At 61.1% G+C, this 19,671-nt stretch carries 18 protein-coding genes and 1 pseudogene; 10 read left to right on the forward strand and 9 right to left on the reverse strand.

Going from position 1 to position 19,671, the window contains the following annotated elements; translation table 11 throughout:
- Window positions 1-379: 379 nt before the first annotated feature.
- Entirely contained in the window at window positions 380-1,201 is an 822-nt protein-coding gene (locus tag AC07WT_RS06875) for an alpha/beta fold hydrolase (protein ID WP_492579735.1), read from the reverse strand.
- Window positions 1,202-1,683: 482 nt separating this feature from the next.
- Between AC07WT_RS06875 and AC07WT_RS06880 the strand changes: the two genes are divergently transcribed.
- Window positions 1,684-2,043 carry a BON domain-containing protein gene (locus tag AC07WT_RS06880; RefSeq protein WP_492577367.1) on the forward strand — a complete coding sequence of 120 codons (360 nt, stop codon included), beginning with the start codon at window positions 1,684-1,686 and terminating at the stop codon, window positions 2,041-2,043.
- A 38-nt stretch (window positions 2,044-2,081) separates the two neighbouring features.
- Here AC07WT_RS06880 and AC07WT_RS06885 read toward each other — a convergent pair whose 3' ends face one another.
- From AC07WT_RS06885 to AC07WT_RS06915, 7 genes are all read right to left on the reverse strand, one after another.
- A complete protein-coding gene (locus tag AC07WT_RS06885; protein ID WP_494946506.1) occupies window positions 2,082-3,215 on the reverse strand; it encodes an FAD binding domain-containing protein in 1,134 nt (377 codons plus the stop codon).
- Window positions 3,216-3,241: 26 nt separating this feature from the next.
- Window positions 3,242-5,506, reverse strand: coding sequence for a xanthine dehydrogenase family protein molybdopterin-binding subunit (locus AC07WT_RS06890; protein ID WP_494946507.1), 2,265 nt, complete (start codon window positions 5,504-5,506; stop codon window positions 3,242-3,244).
- Complete coding sequence (locus tag AC07WT_RS06895; protein WP_494946508.1) at window positions 5,503-6,015, reverse strand: (2Fe-2S)-binding protein; 513 nt, start codon at window positions 6,013-6,015, stop codon at window positions 5,503-5,505. Before AC07WT_RS06895 ends, AC07WT_RS06890 begins: the two co-directional genes overlap by 4 nt.
- Window positions 6,012-7,301: a c-type cytochrome gene (locus AC07WT_RS06900; RefSeq protein ID WP_494946509.1), complete on the reverse strand. Its 1,290-nt coding sequence runs from the start codon at window positions 7,299-7,301 to the stop codon at window positions 6,012-6,014. Before AC07WT_RS06900 ends, AC07WT_RS06895 begins: the two co-directional genes overlap by 4 nt.
- A 74-nt stretch (window positions 7,302-7,375) precedes the next feature.
- A complete protein-coding gene (locus AC07WT_RS06905) occupies window positions 7,376-8,485 on the reverse strand; it encodes an alkene reductase (RefSeq protein ID WP_494946510.1) in 1,110 nt (369 codons plus the stop codon).
- A gap of 151 nt (window positions 8,486-8,636) precedes the next feature.
- Window positions 8,637-9,851, reverse strand: coding sequence for an MFS transporter (locus AC07WT_RS06910; RefSeq protein ID WP_494946511.1), 1,215 nt, complete (start codon window positions 9,849-9,851; stop codon window positions 8,637-8,639).
- A 62-nt stretch (window positions 9,852-9,913) separates the two neighbouring features.
- Complete coding sequence (locus tag AC07WT_RS06915) at window positions 9,914-10,294, reverse strand: hypothetical protein (protein ID WP_494948462.1); 381 nt, start codon at window positions 10,292-10,294, stop codon at window positions 9,914-9,916.
- Here AC07WT_RS06915 and AC07WT_RS06920 point away from each other — a divergent pair.
- Window positions 10,271-10,837, forward strand: a pseudogene (locus tag AC07WT_RS06920) (substrate binding domain-containing protein); the annotation flags it as partial. The gene AC07WT_RS06915 and the pseudogene AC07WT_RS06920 overlap by 24 nt on opposite strands.
- Before the next feature lie 46 nt (window positions 10,838-10,883).
- Here AC07WT_RS06920 and AC07WT_RS06925 read toward each other — a convergent pair.
- On the reverse strand, window positions 10,884-11,402 hold the full coding sequence (locus AC07WT_RS06925; RefSeq protein ID WP_492577377.1) for a Dps family protein: 519 nt from the start codon (window positions 11,400-11,402) through the stop codon (window positions 10,884-10,886).
- Window positions 11,403-11,707: 305 nt separating this feature from the next.
- On the opposite strand from AC07WT_RS06925, the gene AC07WT_RS06930 reads away from it, so the two are divergent.
- The 8 genes from AC07WT_RS06930 to AC07WT_RS06965 all read left to right on the forward strand — a co-directional run bounded on the left by AC07WT_RS06930 (window position 11,708) and on the right by AC07WT_RS06965 (window position 19,667).
- Complete coding sequence (locus tag AC07WT_RS06930) at window positions 11,708-12,397, forward strand: hydrolase (protein ID WP_429258632.1); 690 nt, start codon at window positions 11,708-11,710, stop codon at window positions 12,395-12,397.
- A gap of 75 nt (window positions 12,398-12,472) precedes the next feature.
- A complete protein-coding gene (locus AC07WT_RS06935; RefSeq protein ID WP_494946512.1) occupies window positions 12,473-14,341 on the forward strand; it encodes an amidohydrolase in 1,869 nt (622 codons plus the stop codon).
- 39 nt (window positions 14,342-14,380) lie between these two features.
- A complete protein-coding gene (locus AC07WT_RS06940; protein ID WP_494946513.1) occupies window positions 14,381-15,850 on the forward strand; it encodes a mechanosensitive ion channel domain-containing protein in 1,470 nt (489 codons plus the stop codon).
- A gap of 142 nt (window positions 15,851-15,992) precedes the next feature.
- Window positions 15,993-16,814, forward strand: a complete 822-nt coding sequence (locus AC07WT_RS06945; RefSeq protein WP_492577380.1) for an alpha/beta fold hydrolase — start codon at window positions 15,993-15,995, stop codon at window positions 16,812-16,814.
- A gap of 75 nt (window positions 16,815-16,889) precedes the next feature.
- Window positions 16,890-17,531 (forward strand): HD domain-containing protein, encoded by a 642-nt coding sequence (locus AC07WT_RS06950; protein ID WP_494946514.1) that lies wholly within the window; start codon window positions 16,890-16,892, stop codon window positions 17,529-17,531.
- A gap of 104 nt (window positions 17,532-17,635) precedes the next feature.
- A complete protein-coding gene (locus AC07WT_RS06955) occupies window positions 17,636-17,887 on the forward strand; it encodes a DUF1427 family protein (RefSeq protein WP_408181209.1) in 252 nt (83 codons plus the stop codon).
- Window positions 17,888-17,927: 40 nt separating this feature from the next.
- Window positions 17,928-18,614: a YoaK family protein gene (locus AC07WT_RS06960; RefSeq protein WP_494946515.1), complete on the forward strand. Its 687-nt coding sequence runs from the start codon at window positions 17,928-17,930 to the stop codon at window positions 18,612-18,614.
- 102 nt (window positions 18,615-18,716) lie between these two features.
- Window positions 18,717-19,667 (forward strand): VOC family protein, encoded by a 951-nt coding sequence (locus AC07WT_RS06965; protein ID WP_494946516.1) that lies wholly within the window; start codon window positions 18,717-18,719, stop codon window positions 19,665-19,667.
- Window positions 19,668-19,671: the final 4 nt, after the last annotated feature.

A 19,671-nucleotide genomic window follows, 5' to 3' on the forward strand; every position in this document is an offset into this window, starting at 1 on the left:
CCGAAAATTAAGGGGTGTAAGAGTCCTATCATTGTGGCGTATTTGCCTCGTATGCCACCGTTTCTATTTTCGCCTCGACATATGACGTGACTGCGAAACGACAAAGGCGTAGGTGCTTTGAAGCAGAAATGCCGGGAATAGCCGATCGCTGTGCAAAGCAGTATCGGGGTCCGGTGTACACGTGACTGACGCAGGAGATCGTGCGAGGGCACGAGTGCGTCGGTACGAGGAAGGTGACTCGCAGTCCACCTTGCGTGGACATGTGTATCGGGAAGCAGGATCGCGCGTTTGCGGGCCTCGGCTGCGCTAAACAGCCAAGGCCCCGCGCATCTGCAGGAGTGCCGCGCTCAATGATGCAAGCGCAGCACTCGAATGCGCCTTAGCTCTGCAGGAACTCGAGCAGATCGGCATTGATCTTATCCGCCTCGGTCGTGCACATGCCATGGGGCGCACCCGGATAGACCTTCAGCGTGGCATTCTTCACGATTTTCGCCGACAGGCGACCCGCCTGGTCGATCGGAACGATCTGGTCGTCGTCGCCGTGAAGGACCAGCGTCGGCACATCGATCTTCTTCAGATCAGCAGTGTAGTCGACCTCCGAGAACTGCTTGATACATTCGTACTGGCCTTGGACCGAGCCGAGCATGCCTTCGCGCCAGAACTCGTCGATCGTGCCTTGCGAGATTTTCGCGTTGGGCCGATTGAAGCCGAAGAAGGGCACTGCGAGGTCCTTATAGAACTGCGAACGGTTGCTCACGACACTTGCACGGATGCCGTCGAACACGGACATCGGCAGGCCGTTCGGGTTGCTTTCGGTCTTGACCATGATCGGCGGCACTGCGCCGATCAGCACGACCTTGGCAACACGCGAGGTACCGTGGCGGCCGATGTAGTGTGCGATCTCGCCGCCGCCCGTCGAATGGCCGACGAGCATGGCGCCCTTCAGGTCGAGCGCGTTGATCACCGCAGCCAGATCGTCAGCGTAGGTGTCCATGTCGTTGCCGTGAGACGGCTGGTCGGAACGGCCATGGCCGCGGCGGTCGTGGGCGATGACCCGATAGCCTTTCTGCACCAGGAACAGCATCTGTGGGTCCCACGCGTCGGCATCGAGCGGCCAGCCATGTGAGAAGACGACCGGCTTGCCGCTGCCCCAATCCTTGAAGAAAATGCGCGTACCGTCTTTAGTCGTTACCGTGTTCATCGTATGACGCTCTCCATGCTGTGGGTTGGATGAATTGCCCGCGTGTGTACTGCTGCTGGCGGACGCAGCGGCCATCGCGACGGTCGGTACGGCCATTGCAGCGATTGCCGCGCCGGCTGCGCCTGCGCCCGCCACAAGCATCTGCCGACGATTTGCCGATGGAATTCCCGATTGATTAGTCATTTTCTCTCCAATCTTGTGATGTTGGTGGATGTGTCGTCGTGACGATGCGTGACGGGACATCACGGGTTTCAATCGTACGGATTTGGTAGTTTTTTTGAACTTCAGAATCCTTAAATCTTATTAACTTGAAGCGCATGCGCGGGTCACGTCACTTCGGTTAACGAGTTTTAATAACGTTTCACTGACCCCGGGGCAGCGGAGCTGATTAAGATGAAACGGTTGCAACGGGAGCGAGTTCCCCCGCGCTGACATGGCCTTTGCGGCCCATCTCAATTCAATCCAATCAACAGGAAACTATCATGCGAATTTCCACACTCGTCGCGACTTGCGCTGCCGTCGTCGCGCTCGTCTCAAACGCAGCCATTGCCCAAACGAGTAACGAAGCCGTGGCATCGCAACCCGCCGCAGGAATGACGAAGGCGTCGATCCGTTTGCAGAACCGGCAATTGTCGAAGGCTGTTCGTCGCGCGCTGTATTCGACCAAAGGGTTGAACGCCAGCAACATTGCGGTGCTCGTCAAAAACGGAACGGTTTCTCTGGTAGGTACGGTACCTGATGCAGCACAGATTCCGGTAGCGGGCGATGTTGCCAAACGCGTTCCGCAAGTGGCAGCCGTCGACAACCGTGTGATCGTTGAGGAAGAAGGCGGCGGCCGGTAAGTGGTGGGCCGCCGGATGCGTGGGCGGCCCTAAAGCGATCACTGTGACGGATACCCGAGCCCGAACGATTGGGCAAGCCGCGGACCCTTCTGAAGCAGGGGCTCGACAGCGCTCCGCCGCGCGGTGGCCCAATCGTGGAGGAGCTGCACGAGGTCCGTTTGAGGCGTAGCGAGCGCTTCGGCGAGGCTCACGGCGTCGTCGGCGGATTTCGAGGTGCCGGAGCCCGTGTGGGGCCGCAGCGTGCACGCGGCGTCGCCCACCAGCGCGATGCGCCCTTTGGCGAACGAGGGGCTCAGGGCGTCGGAGATGGCTTGCAGGAATGGCGCGTCCGTCGCGGCCACCAGTTGCGACAACGTGCGCGGCAGCCCATCGAGTGCGGCCCGATGCAGATACGCAAGCGACTGCTCTGACAGATCGCCTGGCGAGACTGATGCGTGGTGCCGGTGACCGTCGCGTCCGGTCAGGAACGCGCCGATCGATGACTCGTCCGGTTCATTTCTGTACCAGAGCCAATTGAACCGGCGCATGCCGGACTCGAGCGAGCCGTTCAGCGCAGGTATCAGAAACGTCATGAACAGTTCGGCATCTGAACGGTAGAGCGTCATGTTCTCGACCAGATCCACGACATCGCCGCGGTTGAAAGCGTTTTCGCTCACCACCCCGCGCCACGCAATGTAACCTGCGTACGACGAAGCGTTACCGGGAAACAGCATGGAACGAAGCCGCGAGCCGGTGCCGTCGGCGGCGATCAGCATGTCTGCGCGAACCGGCGCCGCGCCGTCGTCGAAGCGGATTTCGACGCCGTCCGCGTCTTCGGCAACACTCGTTACGTTGCGCCCGTAGTGAAGCGCGCCGGGCGGCAGCATGCTGCACAGCGACCGGTAGACGGCGTCCCACGATGAAAACGGCAGCAGCTCGGGATCGTCGCGTGTCACATTGCCGTCGATATCGATCCAACGCCGTCGGTGCGTCGGCACCGCAAGCATCGCGCGGGTTCGATGGCCGTGCTGTTCGAGAAACCGCAGCATCTGCCGCAGCACCACGACTCCGCCGCCGCGGCCCCGCAGCGGCCCTGCGGAGCGCTCGTAGACATGCACGTCGTGACCCGTGCATGTCAGCGTCAAAGCGCATGCGAGCCCTGCGATTGAACCGCCCGCGATTGCAATTTTCATGCTGTTAGCGACGCCATGTCGATCCTCTATGCGTCTATTTGCCGGCGCAAGCTGTCACCGCCCAAAGGCATGTCGCGCAGACGCTTTCCGGTTGCATCGAAGAGTGCGTTGCCGAGCGCGCCGGCGGTCGGTCCCATCGACGCTTCGGCAGCCCCGAGAAACGCTGCACCAGGACGATTGATGAGATGGACGTTCAAACTGCGCGGAACGGCGGAGAAGCGCAGGATCGGGTAACTGCTCCAGTCGAAGCTTCTGATTCTCTCGGTATCGAACTTCAACTCTTCGTAAAGCGTCCAACTGGCCGATTGAATCACGCCACCCTCGATCTGATTGCGGATACCGTCGGGGTTGACGATCTGCCCGGAGTCCACCGCGACCTCGGCGCGTTCGAGAATCACCTGGCCCGTCTCGGGCACGACGGAAATCTCAACGGCCATGGCCACATAAGCCATCAGGTTCTTATATTTACCGAAGGCGAAACCGACACCGTGATTCGGATTGCGTGGTGCCCGCGGCCAGCCGAATTTTGCAGCGGCGAGCTGAATGACCTCGCGCGCGCGCGGGTCCTGCATATGCTTGAGCCGGAACGCGACCGGATCGGCGCCGGCAGCGGCGCTCAACTCATCCATGAACGTCTCGATCGTGAAGACGTTCATGTGCGCCCCGAGTGAGCGCATCGCCGACGTATGCAACGGCATGGTCGGCGAGAAGTTGTTCATCACATGCAGGTTCGGGAACGTATACAGCGGAATCGCGTTGCGGTCGCCGCCGCCCTCGGGCTGCACCATCGGCACCGACGGCGCCGATACGAACGGTTTCTCCAGCATGGTCGCCGGAACGAGCCGGCCCGCATTCACGATCCGCTCGTTGTGCGAGCTGCTCCACAACGCATAGTTCCAGCCCACGATGCTTCCGCTCGCGTCCAGCGAAGCACTCACTTCGGTGACCATGGCGGGCGTGAAGTGGTCCCACGTGTGCTCCTGTTCGCGCATCCATTGCACGCGAACCGGCCGGCCGGCCATTTCGCGGGCGATCAACGCGGCGTGTGCGGCTACGTCGTCCGCGCCGTTGTGGCCGTAGCATCCCGATCCTTCTACGTGAATGCAGCGTACGTTCTCCTTGGGCAGCGACAGCATTTCCGCAAGGCCATCGCGCAGCGGATAGACGCCTTGAGAGTGAGTCCAGACGGTCATGTTGCCGTCCTTGAATTGTGCGACCGAGCAGGAAGGGCCGATCGAACCGTGCAACATATAGCGCTTGGTGTACTTTGCGCTCAGCGTTTTCGCAGCCGTTCCGGCCGCGCCGTGGGTGTTCGCGATCTCGATGTGTTCGGTGGCGATCTGTTTCAGATCGCGGTGCACAGTGGCTGGGTCGGGCAGGGCGCGCCCGGCGCTCCACTGGCTTCCCGCTGCCAGTGCACGTTGTGCCAGCACGGCCTGCCATTCGCGTTTGGCGACCACCGCGAGCATGCTGCCGTTTCTGATGACGTTGACCACACCCGGCATCTTCAGAATATCGGGTGTGTTGGTATGCGTCAGTTCTGCGCCGTAAACCGGCGGCAGTACCACACGCGCATGCAGCATGTCCGGCATCGACATGTCCTGAACGTAGCTCGGGCCGCCGGTCACCTTGCCGGGGATGTCCAGCCGCGGCAATGACGTGCCGATCATCGCGAACGTTGCCGGGTCTTTCAACGGCGACTCAGGCGAAGCGATGCGATGCAGACCGGCGGCGCCGACCGCTTCGCCATACGTCATCGTCCGGCCATCTGGCGCCGTGATGATCGCGTTGTGGGCTTTCAGCACGCTGCTGCTGACGCCGAAGCGTTTGGCCGCTGCGTCGACCAGCAGTCCCCGCACCTGGGCTGCGGCGTTCAACAACGCGCTGCCGCTGTCGGCGATGGTGTGACTTCCCGCTGTGAGTCCTTCGTCCGGTGAGGCGCCCGTGTCGGCGGTCAGAAACGTGATCAGCGACGGCGCCATGTCGAGCTCTTCTGCCGCGATCTGCAACAGCGCGGTGCGCACGCCGGTGCCGAGTTCGACCTTGCCGGTGTAGACGGTGACTTTGCCCGCTGCGTCGATCTTGATCCACGCGTCGAGAAAGGGGTTGGTCTTCAGGCTGCCCGCGAGCGTCTCGGTCGCTTTGGCGACGTGCACGGCGGCGCCTTCGTCCGCGATCACTTCTTGCGCCATGGCCTTGACGCCGGGGAACAGACTGAAGCTCACCATGAGCGCGCCGGACATCATGAAGCGGCGGCGTCCTTCGTTGATATCGTCTTCTTTGACGCTCATTGCGTGCCTCCGTGGCTCGCCGCGCCGTGAGGCGGGGTGGGCGCAGCGCCCGGTGCGGGCAGGTGCGCGACTTCGCGGATCGCGGCGAGGATACGCATATGGGTTCCGCAACGGCACAGGTTCGGCTCCATATGCTCGCGCAGTTCGCGCTCGGTCGGCTGCGGATTGCGGTCGAGCAGCGCCTGCGCGCGCATGATCATGCCGGCGATGCAATAACCGCACTGCGCGGCTTGATGCTCGATGAACGACTTTTGCAGCGGACCGGGACGGTCGGCCGTGCCGAGACTTTCGATCGTGCGAACGGCGCGGCTGCCGATCGACGACACGGGAATCAGGCAGGAAAACACCGCCTGATCGCCCACGATCACCGTGCATGCGCCACATTGTCCGAGCCCGCAGCCGAACTTCGCGCCGTGCAGGTGCAAATCATTGCGCAGCGCATAGAGCAGTGGCGTCGACGGATCGATATCCAGCGCGTGCTGCACGCCATTGACGGTAAGGTTGATCATCGCGCCTTGTTCTCCTCTCTGACTTTTGCCACGGTGGCTTCGACGTCGTTCCACGGGTCGCGCTGCGAATAGGTTGTGCGGATGTAGGACGCCAGATCGGCGATTTGCTGATCGTCATAGACCTCGCTGAAGGCCGGCATGTAGTTCATGCTGTCCTCGCCATGCCAGCCGTTACCGCTAAGGATCATCTGAGCGGTGTTACGTGGCGTCGGGGCATTGACGGCGGTGCTGAACGCGAGCGTGGGGCGCTCGCCAATCGATTGCATCGGTGCGGCGGGGCCGTGGCATTGCGCGCACGACGCGGCGAACAGGAATGCGCCGCGTTGCGCCGCAGGCGATGGTTCGCCATGTGCTGCAACGTCGGCAGACGCATTCGCGACGGCCGGCTGCGCTTTCTGTATCGACAGGATGTACGCAGCAATCGCGTTCACGTCCTCCTCAGGCACGGTGGCGAGGTCGCGAGTGACGGGCAGCATGGGAGCGGCCGCGGCACCGTGTTCGCTTGCACGACCGCTGCGTAAATACATGACGAGCTGTTCCTTAGTCCACGGTTTTGGCGCCGAGCCAAGTGCGTTCAGTGGGGGGGCTTCCCAGCCGTCGACGATGCCGCCGTCGAATGCATGTCCCGTTTTTTCACCACCAATCGCATTGAGCGGCGAATGGCATGAAGCGCAGTGTCCGAGGCCGTCGACCAGCAGCTTTCCGCGATTCCACTCGGCATCTTTCGAGGCATCCGCGGCCTGCTCGCCGGGGTGAAGGAACAACACGTTCCAGAAGACTAGCAAGGGACGGAAGTTCAGCGGGAAGATCAGTTCGTTCGCGGGCGCGCTCGCGTTGACCGGCTCACGTGTCATCAGATACGCGTAGGCCGCCGAGATGTCGCCATCGGACATGCGTGTGAAGTGAATATAAGGAAACGCGGGATAGAGCAGGTGACCATCGCGGGAGACGCCGTGACGCACCGCTCGCGTGAACGCTTCCAGCGACCAGCCACCGATGCCCGTCTCGACGTCGGGCGTGATGTTGGTCGCGTAGATCGTCCCAAACGGCGTTGCAAGCGGCAAGCCGCCGGCGAACGGCTTGCCACCCTTGGCGGTATGACAGACGATGCAGTCGCCCAGCGCCACGACTCTCGCGCCGGCGAGCTTCGTCTGCGCATCGAACGACGAAGCCGGCGGAGGTTGTATGGGGGCAATGGCGGGTTTCCACATCAGCAGCGTGGCGACGATTAGCGCGGCCAGGATGACTACGCCTCCTACCGCCAGCAATTTGGCCTTTCGAGTCATTCACCCACCTGTCACAGAAGTCTTGAATCGAATCGGCACACCGCGCGGTGTGCGCGGCCAACGGGATGCCTCCGTCATGCCTGAGCGCCGCTGCTATGGAACGGGTAGTCGATATAGCCGGAGTGGTCGCCGCCGTACCAGCCGACCGGCTTCGGTGTTGCGAGCGGTGCATGGGTAGCGATGCGCTCGACCAGATCGGGATTGGCGATATACGCGCGGGCAAACGCGACCAGATCGGCTTCGCCGTCACGGATCAATGCGTCTGCCTGATCGATGGAAATGCCGCCGTTGAGAATCAAGGTCCCCGAGAAAACCTTGCGCATGCGCTCAATGATGCGCGGCAAATCCGGTGCGCCGCTCCAGCCGTTCGTGTCAGCCGCGTGAAGGTAGGCGACGCCGAATTCGTTGAGCATCTTGCCGACGTAGTCATAGGTGCCGTCCGGATCCGCGTCGCGCACGTTGTTGTAGTGCGCATACGGCGAAATGCGGACGCCGACGCGATCGAGGGGGACCACTGAGCCGATCTCCGTGAGCGTGTCGCGAAGAGAGTTGGCGCGGTTCGCCAACGAGCCGCCGTATCGGTCATCCCGCCTGTTGGTGGTCGAAGAGAGGAATTGATGCGGCAGATAGCCGTTTGCAGCGTGCACTTCGACACCGTCGAATCCGGCTTCGATCGCGTTGGCCGCGCCTTGCCTGAACTCCGCTATGGCGAGCTTCACTTCGTCGGTCGACATAGCGCGCGAGGGCGTTGCGTGGATCTTGGTGTACTGGCCGTTTTGCAACTGCGCCCACACCTGCAATTGCTCGAGATCGTCGTTCAGGCCCGAGGGCGACAACGGCGCCTCGCCGCCGAGCAACGCGAACGAGGCAACTCGTCCGCCGTGCCACAGTTGCATGAAGATACGGCCGCCGGCGTCGTGCACCCGGCCCGTGATGTTGCGCCAGCCGGCGATCTGCTCGGCCGTGATGATGCCCGGCGTGAGCTCGAAGGCTGCTGACGCCGAACTGACATTGGTCGCCTCGGTGATGATCAGCCCCGCCGACGCGCGCTGCGCATAGTACTGCGCCATCATGTCCGTCGGGCGGCCGCGCAGCGGTGCACGCGAGCGTGTCATCGGGGCCATCACGACGCGATTCGGTAAGCGCAGCTCATGCAGGTCGTGAGCGCTGAGAAGAGGTGACATGGTTGTTCCTTTTTGCGAACGATCGAGCGTCGTTCAGATGCGTGACAGTACTGAGCAGCGTATCGACGACAGCACAAGAATTCCTGAAGCCACGCTGAATTTTTGTCAAACCGGAGAGTGTCTGTCCGGCTTCCTGAATAAACCTATTGCGTTAGGCCTGGCGGGCGGCGTGCGGACGGCCGATCGCCAGATAGTGAACGAGCGCCACGAGCGGGAAGGCGGTGGCGACGCCGGCGACCAGCGGCCAGCCACCGTGCTCATAGAGCGGGCTGGCCAGCGCCGAGCCGAATGCGCCGCCTACAAAGATGCTGGTCATATACAGCGCGTTCAGACGGTTTCTGCTCGCGGCATGCAACGCATAGATTTCGCGTTGTCCCAGTACCATGTTCATCTGCACGGCGAAATCGAGGACGATGCCGGTCGCGACGAGTCCCACTACGCCCCACGCCGGATGGATCAAGGCCGGTGTGTAGGCGAGCGCGCCAACGACGAGCGCGATCAGCGTCGCGCGCACGGTGTGCCCTGCGTCGGCCAGACGCCCCGCAACCGGTGCGGAGGTCGCGCCGATCGCGCCGACCAGCGCGAAGATGCCGATGGCGGTTTGCGAGAGCCCGAACTGCCGGGTTAACTCGACGGGGATTGCGGTCCAGAACAGGCTGAACGAAGCGAACATCAGCGCCTGATACAACGACCGGTGACGCAGAACCGGCATGGTGCGGACCAGATGGCCGAGCGAGCCGATCAACTGGAAGTAGGTGGCCCTGTGGTCCGGCTGGCGGCGCGGAATGGTCAGCGCGAGCACGCTGGTGACGATCGCCATCACGACGGTCGCGGAACCGAACACCGCGCGCCAGCCGAAGTGCCCGGCGATCATGCTAGAAATTGGCCGGGCCAACAGAATGCCGAGCAACAGCCCGCTCATGATGGTGCCGACGACCTTGCCGCGCGTCTCGTCCGGCGCGAGGTGAGCCGCGAGCGGAATCAGAATCTGCACGGCGACGGAGCTGAAGCCGACCAGCAGCGAGATCGCGAGGAACCAGCCCGGCTGATGAGTGAAGGCCGCGGCGCCAAGACTTGCGATCGACACCAGCGCGGTGGTGATCATCAGCTTGCGGTTCTCCAGCAGGTCGCCCAGCGGCACGAGAAAGAACAGTCCGAATGCGTAGCCGATCTGCGTCAACGAAACGATCAGGCTGGCCATGCTGCTTGACATGTGGATGTCGGGTGCGATCAGTTCGGTGATCGGTTGCGCATAGTAGAGATTCGCGACGATCGCGCCGCAGCAGAACGCGAACAGCGCGATCAGGCCGCGTGTCAGCTTGACCGGGCTTGCGCTGCCCGCAGTGGGGGATGCCTGGGTTGACATGGAAACTCCGTGAAATCAGGAAATAGATAAACGTGGACTTGTACGTAAGCTCAGATGCGAGCTCAGCGAGCGATGTTCATTGCCCGGTTGCCGAGCGATATGCCTAGATCCGTCATCAGCCTGCCGCGTTGCAACTGCTGGTTTTCCCAACGCTTGAGTACCGAATCGATGGTCGCCCCGGCCTGCCACGTTGCCGCCAAGGCAAGCGCGAGCGCATGTGCATTGGCTGCGGCCTTCGCGGTGCTGCCGGCCGTGTGCGGCCGCGGGACCGAGGCGGCGTCGCCGATTAGCACGACCCGGCCGAACACCATCTGCGGCGCGCGCAGGTCGACGATCGGTTGCATAAACGGTTCTTCCGTCGCATCGACGAGCGCGCGAAACGTTGGCGCAAGCAGCGCCTTGGCGTCATCTCGAAGCTGCTCGATGTCGTCGTGGCCGATCACTATGCCGATCTCGCGCTCGACAGAATCGACGTTGCGATACGGATCGGCCTGCCTGACCGCGACGCCAACCTGATCGTCAGAAAGCTGGCGGACAATCGGCGCTATGTCGTTGCCAGCCACGACTACCTCGAACGCAGCGGCATGCCGGAAACGCCGCAGGCACTCGATGCACACGAGTGCTTTCGCGTGGCATACGGCGGCGCCTATCGAACACGCCAGGTCTGGACCTTCCGCCGCGAAACCGTTGAGGAGCGTGCCGAGGTTCGCGTTGAAGTGCGCGGCCATCTGCTGTCGAACAGTCTCGACATCCTGCTTGACGCGGTGCTGGCAGGGCGTGGCATTGCGTTGCTGCCTGAATGGCTGGTTGCCGCCGAAATTCGCGCGGGACGCCTGATGCGCCTGTTTCAGAACTTCGAGGCGAGTCCCCATAACGGCGACGCAATCGTCTATGCAGCGTATCTGCCCAATCGCCGCCACTCCAGCAAAGTGCGCGCGCTCGTTCAGTTTCTCGAATCGCGGGTCCACACTTCGCTGGAAGCTTGAGCCACGGCGTGCTTACGTCTTGCAAGCGTCTTCACATCACGCAGCGTTATGCGTGACGTCCTGATTCGAACAGGAACCACACGCGCTGTTCTGCTTCGTCGATCCAGTTTTCGAGCAGACTTGCCGTCGCGACATCGTTGTACTCGCCGCACAGCGAATGCGTCTCGCGCATGTAGCCGGCGAGCGCCAGATTGTCCTCGCGCAATTCGGCCAGCATGTCGCTGGGCGTCACGAAATCGGCGTCGTTGTCGAGAATCCGCTGCAGCTTCGTGATCTGCCCGGTGGAGTGCAGCGTTTTGCCGCCGACCTTGCGTGCGCGTTCCGCCATCGGGTCCGTCGTCGCGAAGATCTGGTTGGACTGCTCGTCGAGCAGCAGGTGGTAGTCGCGGAAGTACGGCCCCGACATATGCCAGTGGAAGTTCTTCGTCTTCAGATACACCGCGAACACGTCGGCAAGCAAGGTCGTCAAAGCGGCGGCAATGTCGCGGGTTGCCTCCTCGGTCAGGCGTGTCGGTGTTTTAAGTGGAGCCGCGCGATGGGCTGCGGCGGTAAATGCTTCATTCATAGCGAGTCCTTTGACGTGTCGATAGATACAACGTGCGAGTTCGTGAATCCGGCAGCTTGCATTGTAGGAATGCGTGATACGTAAAGTCCTGCGGAAAACATGAAATGTTCTGAACCGAGAATAAAGATGCCCGCCTCGCGATCAGTCGCGGATCTCTTCCAGCAAGTTTTATTTAAGAACTATTAAGGACTTTGCCAAGGACTCGGCGAGGAGCCGTGGCTAGACTGGGCTTCAGTTTTTCTCGCACTTCAAGCGAGTGCGGCCTGTCCTCCCATGTTCACCAAACCTTTAGGAAGTACAAAGCCATGGCAAATCCGAAACTTGAAGTCCTTACGCCTGCAAACTCGCAGATCATCTTCATCGACCAACAGCCGCAAATGGCTTTTGGGGTCCAGTCCATCGACCGTCAGGTGCTCAAGAACAACGTGGTAGGCCTCGCGAAGGCAGCGCGAGTGTTTAACATTCCCACCACTATTACGACAGTGGAATCCGAAAGTTTTTCGGGCTATACGTACCCCGAATTGCTGGACGTATTTCCGGAGCACAAGGTGCTCGAACGCTCGTCCATGAATTCGTGGGACGACCAGAAGGTTCGTGACTCGCTTGCTGCAAACGGCCGAAAAAAGGTGGTGGTGTCAGGTCTGTGGACCGAGGTTTGCAACAACACGTTCGCGCTATGCGCCATGGCCGAAGGTGACTACGAAATCTATATGGTCGCCGACGCGTCGGGTGGCACCTCGAAGGACGCGCATGACTATGCAATGCAGCGAATGATTCAGGCCGGCGTGGTTCCGATGACCTGGCAACAGGTGCTGCTCGAATGGCAGCGCGATTGGGCGCACAAAGAGACTTACAACGAAGTCATGGCGATTGCCAAAGAGCATTCCGGGGCGTACGGGATGGGCGTGGACTATGCCTACACCATGGTGCACAAGGCTCCCCAGCGCGCGGCGGGGACACACGAAGTTCTGGCACCGGTGCCTGCAAAGAAGTAAACAGTCGCGACGAGCGCCCGCTTCCCATGAATAGCTCCGCGCGTGAAAAGCGGAGCGCTCCCTATGAGGATCGCCATGACTTCCAATACTTCCGTGCCGACGCCGGCTGAAGTTGTCTTCTTCAATGGCAAGATCGCCATCCAGGACGACAAGCGCTCTTTTGCCGATGCGCTCGCCGTCGCGAACGGCCGCATTATCGCTTCGGGATCTCGCGATGCCGTGATGCGTCACGCGAACGACAGCACGCGCCACGTCGACCTCAAAGGCCGCACCGTCATTCCCGGTCTGAACGACTCCCACCTGCACATCATTCGCGGCGGGTTGAACTTCAACATGGAGTTGCGCTGGGACGGCGTGCCCTCGCTGGCGGACGCACTCGACATGCTGAAGAAGCAGGTGGCCCGCACGCCGGCGCCGCAATGGGTCCGCGTAGTGGGCGGCTGGAACGAATTCCAGTTCGCCGAGCGGCGTGGCCCGACGCTCGAAGAAATCAACGCGATCGCGCCGGATACGCCGGTGTTCATCCTGCACCTGTACGACAGCGCGCTCCTGAATGCAGCGGCGCTGCGCGCGGTCGGCTATACGAAAGATACGCCCAATCCACCCGGCGGCGAGATTCAGCGCGACAAGCGTGGCAATCCGACCGGCATGCTCATTGCACGTCCGAACGCCGGGCTCCTGTACGCCACGCTGGCGAAAGGTCCGAAGCTCGCGCTGGAGGATCAGCGCAATTCCACGCGCCACTTCATGCGTGAGCTGAACCGGCTTGGTGTGACGAGCGCGATTGACGCAGGCGGCGGTTACCAGGCCTACCCGGACGACTACGCCGTCATCATGGATCTGGCGAAGCATAGTGAACTGACCGTGCGTATTGCGTACAACCTGTTCACGCAGAATGCGAAAAAAGAAATCGAGGATTTCGCGAAGTGGGTGAAGGTGACGAAGCCCGGCGAAGGTGACGATTTCCTGCGCGTGAACGGCGCCGGTGAAATGCTGGTGTTTTCGGCCGCGGACTTCGAAGACTTTCTCGAACCGCGACCGGATCTGCCGGACACGCTCGAAGACGAACTGGAAGCCGTCGTTCGGCTGCTGGTGGCAAACCGCTGGCCGTTCCGTCTGCATGCGACCTACAACGAATCGATCGAGCGCTTCCTGAATGTATTCGAACGCGTGAACGCCGACATTCCGTTCAATGGGTTGCGCTGGTTCTTCGATCACTGCGAGACCATCACGCAACAGAATATCGAGCGGGTGCGCGCGCTCGGCGGCGGCATTGCGATCCAGCACCGGATGGCCTTTCAGGGCGAGTACTTCATCCAGCAATATGGTGAAGAGGCCGTGAAGCGCACTCCGCCCATTCGCCACATGCTCGATGCCGGACTGCCCGTTGGCGCGGGGACGGACGCGACGCGCGTCGCGAGCTTCAACCCGTTCGTTTCACTGTACTGGATGGTATCGGGCAAGACGGTCGGCGGCACCGCGATGTATGCCAGCGAGAACCGTCTGGACCGGATGGAAGCGCTGCGCCGCTACACGGTGGGCAGCGCATGGTTCTCGAACGAGGATGACCGTAAAGGCGCGCTGGTTCCGGGCCAGTTCGCGGATTTCGCGGTGCTCAGTGAAGACTACTTTACCGTCGACGAGAGCCGCATCAAGTTCCTGACCTCGGTGATGACGGTGGTAGGCGGCAAGGTCGTGTATGCCGATGACGAATTCGCGCCGCTCGCGCCGCCTGACCTGCCGGTCAGCCCGTCGTGGTCGCCGGTCGCGGAATTCGGTGGCTATAGCCGTTACAAACCGACGGCGGTGGCGTGCGTGGATGGCTGTGTGAATCTGTGCGGCGTGCATGCGCATGCGCATGGTTGGGCATGGCGTAAAAACGTGCCTGTCAGTGACTCCAACGGTTTCTGGGGCGCGTTGGGTTGTAGTTGTTTCGCGTTCTGACATCCATAGCTTGGTGCCACCAGGCCAGCGAGGACCACCATGCCGACCCTGACTGACGGAGTGTTGTTTGGCATAGGCATACTGGTTCTCGACTTCCTCGCCTGGCGTTTCATGGACCGCACGAGCGAGCAGGTGCGTCTGGCGTTCCGGGCGCTCCTGTTTGGTTTGTCGACCTACGTGCTGTTCAGTTCAGGCATGAATCCGCTGCGCGCGGCGCCCTGGGAATCCGAGCCGCTGCGCCATCTTCTCGCGCAAGTGCTGGAGGTGGTGTGGTGGCTGCAGGGCGCGCGCCTCGTGACCGTCATGCTGGATCGTGCGGTGTTACCCGAGACGTGGCACAAGGAGCGTCTGTTTCAGGATGTGCTCGGCGCGCTCGTGTTTCTGGCTGCAGCGGTCGGAGCGATCGCTTTTGTGTTGCAACTGCCTGTGCGCGGCCTGCTCGCAACGTCCGGGGCGGTCGCGGTCGTGCTCGGCCTTGCGATTCAGAGCACGCTCAATGACGTGTTTTCCGGTGTGGTACTGAACGCCACGCAGCCCTTTCACATTGGCGATTGGGTCACGATCGGCGATGTCGAAGGGAAGGTGGTCGAGAGTAACTGGCGCGCGACCAGTCTGCTGAACGGCCAGGGCAATATCGTCGTGATTCCCAATAGCGTGGCGGCGCGCGCCAATATCGTCAACGCGAATGAACCGGTGCATACGCACGGCATTAGTGTGGTGCTACCGGTCAAACCATCGATCCGGCCGGCAATCGTGCTGGAGGCGCTCGCCAACGCCGCCGCCAGCTCAGAAAATGTCTTGAGCGAGCCTAAGCCACTGGTGAGTGTGCGCCGTGCCACGAGCGACTCGATCGAGTACGAGATCGTCTGCTACGTCGACGCACTGAGCAAAAAGACCGATGTGCGCAACGAACTCTTCGATCTCGCGTACCGGCATCTGGTCTCGCGCGGCGTCGTGTTGCATCCCTTGTCAGTACCCGAGCCTGCTACCGACGTGGCGGATCAGAGGCACCGATTGCTGCGCAACGTCATGATCTTTCAGACACTCGAGGACGACGAAGTACTGGAGCTTAACGCGAAGCTGACGAAGCACGAATTCGATGTAGCCGAGACCATTTATGCCGCGGCCGATGAGAACGGCCACGAGCTTCACATTCTCGCGCAAGGCGTCGCAAAAGTGAGCGTGCCGAAGGATGGCGGTGAGATCGAACTGCGGAGGCTGGCGCCTGGCGATTCGATCGGACAGTCAGGCATTCTGGCCGGCGTCAGGACGGAAGTGATCGTTCGAGCGCTGACTCGCGCCACCGTTTTCCGGCTGGATAAGGCCGCATTGACGCCGATTCTCGCGCGACGCCCCGAAGTGGCCAAGGAGATGTGCCGTTTGCTTTCGGAACATCACGCAACCGAAAAGATGTTGCTTGAATCGCCAGCGAATGTGGACGAGACGTCAGGCGGCTTGCTGCAATGGATTCGCGACGGCGTAAGGCGATTCCATGAACTCACGATTTGAGCGGGCTCACAGAACTGTCTCGTCTCTTAAGGGTTTTTAAGAATCCGACAAAGTCTTTAATTGATTTATTCGCTACGCTGTATCGAACAGTCGGTAAGCGTTCCGCCGAATCGATCCAACACCATTGACCATGGAGTCTCACGTGAGTACTTTCACCACATCCGACGGCACCCAGCTTTACTACAAGGACTGGGGCACGGGCCAGCCGATTGTTTTGAGCCATGGTTGGCCGTTGAACGCCGACATGTGGGAATACCAGATGAAGTTTCTCGCCGACAACGGTTTTCGTGTCATCGCTCATGATCGCCGCGGCTTTGGACGTTCCGCGCAGCCGTGGTCGGGATACGACTACGACACGTTTGCCGGCGACGTCAATGAGTTGATCGAGGCGCTTGATCTCAGGGACGTGATTCTCGGCGGGTTTTCGATGGGCGGTGGCGAAGTGGCGCGTTATATCGGCCGTTTCGGCACGCGGCGCATCGCGAAGGCAATTCTGCTCAGCGCCGTGACGCCTTTAATGATTCGCCGTGAGGATCATCCGCAAGGAATGGACCCCGCCATCTTCGACGGCATCCGTGCGGGACTGTTGAACGACCGGCCCAAATTCCTCGACGACTTCGGCCCGCTTTTCATGGGCAGCGATCAGGAGGGCTCGAACGTGACGAAGCAGATGCTCGACTGGACTTTGTCGCTGGGGCTTCAGGGCGGTCTGAAAGGAACCTACGACTGCGTTGCAGCTTTCTCCGAGACTGACTTCAGGTCGGACCTCGCGAAATTCGATGTGCCCACACTGGTGGTGCACGGCGATGGGGACGCGGTCGTGAACTTCGACGTAACCGGAAAGGCAGCTGCCGCGCTGATCAAGGACGCGAAGCTGCTGGTCTATAAGGGCGCACCGCATGCGCTTTACTTCTCGCACAAAGACCGGCTCAACCAGGACCTCCTGGACTTCGTCCGGTCCTAGACATCGCCGGGTCGCGATGCCCGTCCGCATGCCGGGTGATCCATACCGAGGGGATGTCTGACACGGAGGAGTGACATGAAGAAAATCATTGCGGGAGTCGCGATTCCCGACAGTGTGATGACCCGGGCAGCAACCGATCAGATCCGGGGCACGGAGTGTGAGTTGATGTTCCATCATGCGCTAAGGGCTTTTCTGTTCGGCGCGCTGACTGGGTATCGCGGCAAGCTGACTTTCGACGCCGAGCTGCTTTACGTCGGCACGATGTTTCACAACGTCGGTTTGAATGTACAGCACCGGCGCTCTCCGTACCGGTTTGAGGTGGACGGCGCGAATGCGGCGCGTGAATTCCTGCGCCAACACGGTGTCACTGAGTCCGCGATCGGTCAGGTATGGGAGGGGATCGCGCTACATACGACGCCGGGTATTCCTGAGCATATGTCGCCGCTCGTCGCGCTGATCAGCGCCGGGGTGCAGATGGATGTACGCGGCGCCCGCTTCGACGAATTCACTGCGCAACAGCGCGACGAAATCGTACAAGCCTATCCCCGCGAATCCGGTTTCAAGAAGAAGATCATCGAAGCCTATGCGCGCGGCATGGCGCATCGTCCGGAGACGACGTTCGGCACGGTGAACGCTGATGTGCTGGATCGGTGGGACCCGAACTATCGCAGATTGAATTTCTGCGGCCTGGTGCTTGGATCGGACTGGCCGAATTGACCTGGGGTGACGTGAAGTACTGGCGCCTGCCTTTGCGGTGGGTACGAATAGCGGATGCTAACGGCATGCGCGACGAAGTGGCAGTTATCAAAAGGACAATCAGAATGGGCTACATCATTTCATTGGGCGTCGGCTTCGCAGTCGGGCTCCTCTATTGGCTACTCAAGGTGCAGTCGCCGGCGCCGCCGCTGATCGCGCTGGCCGGGCTGCTCGGCATGGTGTTGGGTGAGCACGCCATACCGGTCGTCAAGGCACAGCTTTTCGCGCAGACGCGGACGGTCGAGGTCGCCGAGCCTATGAAGAGTACCGCGGCGCAAAAGCCGATGACGCCGGGCGCGACGAAAGAGGGCGGCTGATGTCGCTGGCGCGTGCGTTCTGTTTTCCGGGGAATCGTTCGTGAATAAACACGAAGACACGATTCTTGCGCTGATAGCGGGCTACGTTGACACCGTCGGGTTCGTTGCGTTGTTCGGACTCTTCACCGCGCATGTGACGGGCAACTTCGTACTGATCGGCGCGGGAGTTGCCGGCGTGGGGCAGGGTGTGCTGCTAAAACTGCTCGCGTTTCCGTCTTTTGTAGTCGGCATTGCGCTGAGCAGCGTGATTTTCAAGTTTCTGGAGCGGAATCATTCGGCGAATGCTGCGAGCGCTTTGTATCTGCTGCAGGCAATGTTGCTTGTTTCCTTCCTTGTAACAGGCTTGATCGCGACACCAATCGAGGCGCCGAATGCATCAATGGTGTTGGTGTGCGGCGTACTGGGAACCATGGCGATGGGCGTACAGAACGCGCGTGGCAGGTTGCTGCAAGTAACGGGATTGCCGAACACAGTGATGACCGGAAACGTGACGCAGATCGTGCTCGACTTGATCGAACTGATACATAGAGGCGCCGCTGGCGGGCATGGGCAACAGGTTAGAGGACGCCTCAAATCGACGTTGGCGGCGATGTGCGGCTTTGCCGTCGGCGCGATCGGCGGCGCACTGGCATACGTCAATTTTTCGTTTCTCGCGATTGCATTGCCGGTAGCCGTTTTGCTGTTTCTTGCCTGGAAGAGAAGGGCGATGGCGGAGGAAAGCGGTTAGCTTGCCGCGAATACATCGCTTCGAAGGCACCCGCCAGACACGAGACATGGCCTCGAACAGAGGCTGGTCGTTCAAACATTGCTAACACTCATGGGTAATCAAATGTTCAAGTCGCTTCATCGGTTCCGTCCAGTCGCAATTCTCTCCACCGCGCTACTGATTGGATTGACGTCTGTTTCGTCCGCCTTCGCCGATGCGGGACCGCCGGAAGTGCCGACCGGAAAAACCGAGCTCTCCGCGAAACGGCCCAACGTATCGGTTGGCCCGCAGTACGACACCACGCACGTGTATGTCGCCTCGGCCGATCTCGATGCGTTCGTCACCAGCTTCCTTGCCACGTTCGGTGGCAAAGCGTCCCCGCGCGCGGTTTTCACGGTCACGCCTACGCCGAGCAGGACCGCGTCGCAGTACGTGCAGACGCCGGTCGGCATGCTTTCGGTGTTTGGCTTCGAAACGCCGATTCCGTACCCGTTCGGCAATGAGCGAACCGGCTATCTGGTCACCGATATCGATCAGGCGGTGAAGGCGGCGCGAGCCTCGGGCGCGGACGTTCTCGTCGATTCGTTCGATGATCCGATCGGCAAGGACGCGGTTATTCAATGGCCGGGTGGCCTGACGATGCAATTGTATTGGCACACGAAGGCACCTAACTATGCGCCGTTGCATAGCGTGCCGGACAACCGTGTGTACGTGTCGCGCTATGAAACGAACAACTTCGTGCGCCGGTGGCTGCACTTCTCGCATGGCAAGGTGGTCTCGGACGATCCGCGCGCGGATGCGGGCGTGATTGGCCGGCCGGGCGAGACGATCCGGGAGATCCGCATCGACTCGGGGTTCGGCCGGATGGTGGTGTTTGTCACGGACGGCAAGCTGCCGTTCCCGTTCGGGCGTGAAACGACTGGCTACGGCGTTGATGATGTCGCCCAGACGCTCGAGCGCGCGCAAGCAGCCGGCGCGAAAGTGCTGTATGCGCCGTACAGCAGCAGATCAGGAAAGACGGCCATGGTTGAATTCCCAGGCGGGTACATCGCCGAAGTACACGATGGCCAGTAAGGAA

Source organism: Paraburkholderia sp. GW821-FHT02A12 (genome assembly GCF_059422005.1).